6 protein-coding genes are annotated in these 6,578 nt (G+C 67.8%); 3 read left to right on the forward strand and 3 right to left on the reverse strand.

Annotated features, from left to right (window positions below; translation table 11 throughout):
• Positions 1 to 10: 10 nt before the first annotated feature.
• The 3 genes from J5Y10_RS19765 to J5Y10_RS19775 form a co-directional block, all read right to left on the reverse strand.
• Entirely contained in the window at positions 11 to 1,147 is a 1,137-nt protein-coding gene (locus J5Y10_RS19765; protein WP_209375826.1) for a M24 family metallopeptidase, read from the reverse strand.
• Complete coding sequence (locus J5Y10_RS19770; protein ID WP_209375827.1) at positions 1,147 to 2,475, reverse strand: NAD(P)/FAD-dependent oxidoreductase; 1,329 nt, start codon at positions 2,473 to 2,475, stop codon at positions 1,147 to 1,149. Before J5Y10_RS19770 ends, J5Y10_RS19765 begins: the two co-directional genes overlap by 1 nt.
• Before the next feature lie 104 nt (positions 2,476 to 2,579).
• Positions 2,580 to 3,509, reverse strand: a complete 930-nt coding sequence (locus tag J5Y10_RS19775; RefSeq protein ID WP_209375828.1) for a LysR substrate-binding domain-containing protein — start codon at positions 3,507 to 3,509, stop codon at positions 2,580 to 2,582.
• A gap of 711 nt (positions 3,510 to 4,220) precedes the next feature.
• Here J5Y10_RS19775 and J5Y10_RS19780 point away from each other — a divergent pair.
• From J5Y10_RS19780 to J5Y10_RS19790, 3 genes are all read left to right on the forward strand, one after another.
• The gene (locus tag J5Y10_RS19780) at positions 4,221 to 4,562 is read left to right on the forward strand and encodes an SWIB/MDM2 domain-containing protein (RefSeq protein WP_209375829.1); all 342 of its coding nucleotides are present in this window, start codon (positions 4,221 to 4,223) and stop codon (positions 4,560 to 4,562) included.
• A 447-nt stretch (positions 4,563 to 5,009) separates the two neighbouring features.
• Positions 5,010 to 5,654, forward strand: coding sequence for a DUF47 domain-containing protein (locus tag J5Y10_RS19785; RefSeq protein WP_209375830.1), 645 nt, complete (start codon positions 5,010 to 5,012; stop codon positions 5,652 to 5,654).
• A gap of 11 nt (positions 5,655 to 5,665) precedes the next feature.
• Positions 5,666 to 6,578: inorganic phosphate transporter (locus J5Y10_RS19790; RefSeq protein WP_209375831.1), on the forward strand; the 913-nt coding region annotated here is incomplete at its 3' end.

Genomic DNA, 6,578 nt, shown 5'->3' on the forward strand with positions numbered 1-6,578 from the left:
GGTCAGATCCCTATCGGTTGACGAGAAGGCCACGCGGCAGGGCGGTCAGCAGTTCCGGACCGGTCTCCGTGACCAGCACCGTCTCGCTCAGCGCCGCACCGCCGGCGGAGGCGTAGACATGCATCACCATGCCCGCCTCCAGCCGCCAGGCGGCACCGGGGTGGAAGATGCGTGTGAAGTCGCTGGTGCGCGGCCCGGCATCGCCGTAAAGGCCGAGCGTATAGGCGGTGATGTTGTCGTAGCTGTCGCGCAGCCCGGCGGCGAGCACGCCGTCGCGCAGGATGGCATCCACCTCGCCCGCCACCGCGCCGGGCCGCATCGCGGCGATCTGCCGATCCTGGAGTTCCGCCAGGACCTCCGCGGCCCGTTGACGCTCCGGCTCCGGCTCGCCGAGAACGACGCAGCGCATCATGCGGCTGGAATAACCATGCACCCGCGGCGTCAACTCGATATGCACCACATCGCCCGTGGCCAGGGGCTCGTCGCCGAGATGGCCGTGCAGGAAGTCCCAGCCGCGCCCGGCGGTGATCGGGCCGGGGCGATAAGGATCGCCGCCCAGCTCGATGAAGGTGGCTTGCGCGATGCGCGCGGCGTCCCGCTGGGAGGCCCCGGGCACGCAGGCGGCCGCGGCGCGGCGCAGCGCCTCGTCGCCGATGGCGGCGGCCTTGCGGAGGAGGGAGATCTCGGCGGGCGACTTGATCAGCCGCAACTCCGCCACCACAGCCCCGATATCCACGAAGCGCGCGCCCGGCAGCGCGGCCTGCATCGCCCGCAGCCGGGCGATGGAGGTGCCGTAGCTCTCGAAGTCCAGGCCGATAGTCGCACTCTCCAGCCCGCGCGCGCGCAGCGCCTCGGCCAGCACCGGCACCGGATCCTCCCAGTCGCGGAAGGTCGGCACATCCGCGATCCAGCTCCGCTCGCGGCAGACCGAGGCGTCCAGCGCGCGGATGAGGAAGAAGGGCTCACCCTCGAGCGGGATGCCGACGCAGCGCCAGCGATTGGCGGAGCTGCCGAAGCCGGAGATCCAGGACATCGCCTCAATCTCGTCGAACAGCGCCACCTCGACCCCGGCCGTGCGCAGACGCGCCTTCAGCCGGCCGAGCCGTGCCGCGAACTCCTCCGCGGCGAAGTAGGGATGCGCGCCCATCAAGCCGCGTCTTTCGGCACGCGCCAGCCGTCCAGCCGGTCCTTGAGCTGGTACGACAGGCCAACAACCGGCAGGAACCAGGGGTGGCCGGTGTAGAGGGGGCGGGTCGGGAAGGGCAGGCGGGCGAAGGCAGAGGGCTTGTTGGCAGAACCCAGCATCTGCCGCGCCGTGGCGGTGCCCAGATGCGTCATGGTCACCACGCCGCTGCCGTTGCAGGCCATGGCGTAGTGCACGCCCTCGTGCTCGCCGAGATGCGGCATCATATCGAAGGCGAAGGCGACGTTCCCCTTCCAGGAATGCGAGACGCGAACGCCGCGCAGTTCCGGGATCAGATGCGTGAGGTAGCGGTGCAGCGTCGTGCCGGAGGCACGGAGATCGGCATTCACGAAGCTGGCGCGGCCACCGAAGAGGATGCGGCGATGATCCGGGGAGGGCCGGAAGTAGTAGAGGACCTTCTTCGTGTCGCCATAGACCCGGAGCTGCGGCATGACCTGCCGGACCCGCTCCTCGCCGAGCTCCTCGGTCGCGATCATGTAGCTGGCAACGGGGATGAGGCGTCGGCGGTGCCAGGGGGTGGCGCCGCCCGTATAGCCGTTGGTCGCAATCATCAGCCGGCGGGTGCGCAGCACCCCGCGGCTGGTCTCGACCACGAAGCCGCCATCGGCCTCCCGCCGATAGCCACGCATCTCGACGCCGCCCATCAGCGTGGCACCGAGACGCTCGGCGGCCGCGGCGAGGGAGCGCACGTATTTCGCGGGATGGAGCGACCCGGCCCGCCGCAGCAGCATGCCGCCGAAATAACGGTCGGTCGCGATCTCCTCGCCCACGCGGTCACGCGGGACGAAGAAGGCCTCCTCGCCGCCGGCGGCGTTGATGAGATCGATGCGCCGCTTGAGCCCGTCGAGCGCGGCGGGTGCGTGGGCGCCGACGAAGCGGCCGCAGCGCACGTAATCGCACTCCAGCCCCTCCCGGGCCACGAAGCCCTCGAAATCCTCGAAGGCCTGCTCGCCCTCCTCCATAAGCTCGGCGACGAAATCCTTTCCGAAGGCTTCGACGAGGTCGGAACGCGACTTGCCCAGGCTTCCGGCACCGCTCAGCGCGCCGCCATTGCGGGAGGAGGCACCCCAGCCGATCGCCTCCCGGTCCAGGACCAGAGCGCGCACGCCGTTCCGCCCGAGTTCGATCGCTGTCGTGAGGCCCGCGATGCCGGCGCCGATAATCACGGCATCAGCAGCATCCGGCAGCGGCAGCGACCCGGGCGGAGGAGGGGGCGCCGCTTCCCACCAGTAGGGGCGTTCCAGGAAACCGGGGGCGAAGGGATCGCTCATGAGGCGTGATGCTGGCACGTGACAGCTGCATTGCAGCCATATCAAATCGGTATGCGGGTGCTTCAAAGGTTATGGTGCGACGAGCTCCCGCGGGCGGGACGGCTTTAAACCCTTGCTCTCCGCCTCACATCGTTCAGCACTGACCGCACGGAGGAGCGGATGGCCTGGAACAACTCGGCGCGCCCGAAATTATCCGGCGCGTCCTCTGGCCAGATCAGCCGATAGGTGACCTCGATCGTGGGCTCGAAGGGACGAAGCACGAGGCCGGCGCCGAGGGATGGCGCCGCGGCCAGGGCGTCGAGCACCGTGACGCCGGCGCCCGCAGCGGCCATGGCGGCGGCACCGCTGGTCATGCGGCACTCAGCGATTTCTCGCGGCTGGGCGCCGCTGCTCTCCAGCGCGGCATCCACCTTGGCCTGCCGCCCTTCCTCCCGCGAGAGGGCGATGTAGGGCTCGCCGTCCAGGTCGGCCGCCCGAACGACCGCCTGTCCGGCCAGCCGGTGGCCGGCCGCCACGGCGCAGAATGCCTTGTTGCGGGCCAGGACCGTGGTCCGCAGCCCCGGGATGTCCGGGATCTCGGTGACGAGGCCGAGATCCGCCTGTCGGGAGGCCACCATGCCGATCACCCGGCCGACGGTCCCCGAATGAATAATCAGTTGTTCCCTGCGCTCGGTCCGGCTCCACTCGGCCGTCGCGCGAGGCAGGACCGCCAGGGTCAGCACGGGGATCGCCGCGACGACGATCCGTCGCGGCGTGCCGCGCCGTAGCCTTTCGGTCAGCGCCGCGATCTCCTGGACGCCAATGAAAACCCGTTCCGCCTCGACGTGCAGGGCATGCGCCTGCTCGGTTGGGACTAGGCGACCGCCCAGCCTCTGAAAGAGAGGGAAGCCCGCCAGCGTCTCCGTCTGGGCCAGTAGGCGGCTGACACCGGGCTGCGACACGCCCAGGAGTGCGCCAGCCCCCGTTACGCTGCCAGTCCGCATGACGGCACGGAAGACCTCCAGGTGCCGGTATTCGAGGGTGCGGACTGCCATGTTCCATGGTTCATGGATGGAGGACGCAGGCGTCAAGGGCGGCCAAGGTATGGATCCGGCGTTCTTCCCGCGTCGGGAACGCCTGCAGCGCTGGCGGAAACGCCGAATCGAGATGCTGGGTGGGTCCTGGCCGAAGGGGGTCGGGTAACCGTGTCGCACCCCCCGATCGGTCTGTGGATCGGAACTGCTGCTTAAATCCCGATAAGTTATGGCCGATCGGAACTCAAATCCTGAATATTGTTTTGCCGGATCTAACGCGACACTCCAATTTCCGGAAGAATATCATCAACCCGAAAAATTCCACTCCGCGCCTCTTCCTGTGCCGCCGCAACACTATCGGCATTGGTTTCGAGGCTTCCACGATAAACGCAACATGATTTGCCCCTGGGAAAGAAAAACGCTTCCGAAGCTTTAGACGTTATCCATCAAGATCATCGGCTTAGTGAATTGAAAACTGCGTTGTTTTGGCGACCACCCGGGGCCCGGCACCTTGGAACATCCGGACTGGGCGGAAGCAGCGCCGACATCCCGATCACCACTGACAGGGCCACATCCTCAACCAAGGGTGTCCGGTGCTGGAAGGCCGCCGTAGCCCGGGGCGGCTCCTGGCACGAGACTGGAGGAGAACGGCAGAAACCCGCCAAGCTCGCGCGTCGTTGCGCGTGCAAGGATGCTGAAACCTGGCCTCCGGGAACAAGCGGGAGTGTATGCATGGCCACCAAGGCGAAGGCAGCGACGTCCAAGAAGGATGAGTCGGCCGAAGGCGAGAAGGTGAAGGGGACCAAGATTGCCAAGCCGGCCAAGGGCAACAAGCCGAACGCGCTCCAGCAGCCGCTGCAGCCGTCAGAGGCGCTGGCGGCCGTGGTAGGGAGCGAGAAGCTTGCCCGGGGTGAGGTGGTCAGCAAGGTCTGGGCCTATATCAAGGCCAACAAGCTGCAGAACCCGAAGGACGGGCGCGAGATCCTGGCGGATGACAAGCTCCGGGAGGTGTTCGGCAAGGACAAGGTGACGATGTTCGAGATGAACAAGCACCTCGCCCAGCACCTCAAATAGGAGTCATGCCCCGGCCAGAGGCGGCGATGCCTCGGCCGGGGCTCTCAGCTGGGCGCCAACTCCAAGCCTGAGAGACCTGCGCGTGGAAAACGGTCGCGGCCTTCGGCAAGAGCCCCAGCTGGCGCGGGATTGGCACAGATTGAGGGGGTGAAGACACCGCCCAATAGCAGCCCGTTCGCAATGCCGTGGAATGGCCTGAAGCGGGATCCGGCAGGTAATGTCTGCCGAATCCTGCACGGAAGCCGCGTCTTCAACGTGTGCCCTGCCCACCTCTGAATGGCGGCTCCTGGCCACCAGCCCAAGCCCGGAGCAGGCTCGTCGGCCAGTTCCGGCACTTTGTGACCATCCCCGGCTCTTTCCCGAAGGCGTGATGCCTCTCCTGTCATAGACCTGCAACAATGTCTGCGTTACCGGCTCGGGTTCACCAGGCTACTCCGGAGCCGATGCATGGTCCTCAAGCTTTTCCGCATCCTAATGCCGCGGGACGACACCTTCGTGGCCGCCTTCTCCGCGCAGGCCGCCCGGACGGTGGACGCCGCCCAGGCCTTTCGCGCCCTGCTGGCCGAACCTGCCAGCCTCCAGGCCCATTACGCCAGGCTGAGCCAGATCGAGCGCGAGGCCGATGAGATCAACCGCGCCACCATCCGCTCCATTCACCGGACCTTCATCACGCCCTTCGACCGCGCCGACATCCTCAACCTGACCGACGCGCTGGACGACGTGATCGACCGCATGAAGGACGCCGGCCGCCGCCTTACCCTCTACAAGGTGCCCGTCACGCCGGAGATGCTGACCATGGCGGACTGCATCATTTGCGCCTGCGAGCGCCTGCGCGATGGCATGCCCCTTCTGGGCGACATTTCCGGCAACGCTCGTGCCCTGGGCGCCATGTGCGAGGCCGTGGACGCGATCGAGAGCGAGGCCGACCGCGCCCTGCAGGCCGGCATGGACGCGCTCTTCGACGGCGGGGACACCCGCTCCCCTGGTTACAAGCTCATGGTGCAGATGGTCTATGACGGCATCGAGGCGGTGGCCGACCGTTGCGAGGACGTGACAGACCTTATCCAGGCCGTCATGGTCGAGCAGGTCTGAGGGCCCCGCGCGTGACCGCCGCCAGCATCGGCCTGCCGCTCCTCGTCACCCTCATCGCCATCGCCCTCCTTTTCGACTTCCTCAATGGCCTGCACGACGCGGCCAACTCCATCGCCACCGTCGTCTCCACCCGCGTGCTGGCCCCGCGCGTGGCCGTGGCCTGGGCCGCCTTCTTCAACTTCGTTGCCTTCCTGTTCTTCGGCCTCCACGTCGCCAACACCATCGGTAAGGGCATCATCGCGGCGGACGCGGTGGACCCGGCCGTGATCGGCGGTGCGCTGATCGGCGCCATCGCCTGGAACGTGGCGACCTGGATCTGGGGCATCCCCTCCTCCTCCAGCCACGCCCTCGTCGGGGGGCTGGTCGGAGCGGCCATTGCCAAGGCGGGCGTCTCGGCCGTGCTCTGGGGCGGCGTCGGCACCGTCGCGGCCTTCATCATCGTCTCCCCCGTGCTCGGCTTCCTCCTCGCCCTCCTTCTCGTGCTCGCCACTAGCTGGGCCGCGCGGCGCTCCACCCCTTACGCGGTGGACCGGCGCTTCCGCATCCTCCAGCTCCTCTCCTCCTCCCTCTTCAGCCTCGGCCATGGCGGCAACGACGCCCAGAAGACCATGGGCATCATCGCCATCCTCCTCTTCTCCCAGGGCATGATCGGCGAGACCTTCCACGTCCCCTTCTGGGTCGTCATCGCCTGCCACACCGCCATGGGCCTCGGCACGCTGATGGGCGGCTGGCGGATCGTCCGCACCATGGGTTCCCGCATCACCGAGCTCCGCCCCGTCCAGGGCTTCTGCGCGGAAACCGGCGGCGCCCTTTCCCTCTTCGGTGCCACTTGGCTCGGCATTCCCGTCTCCACCACCCACACCATCACCGGCGCCATCGTGGGCGTCGGCGCTGCCCGCCGCGCCTCCGCCGTCCGCTGGGGCG

The organism is Roseomonas indoligenes (assembly GCF_017813365.1).
In the GTDB taxonomy this organism is placed as follows: Bacteria; Pseudomonadota; Alphaproteobacteria; order Acetobacterales; family Acetobacteraceae; genus Roseomonas; species Roseomonas indoligenes.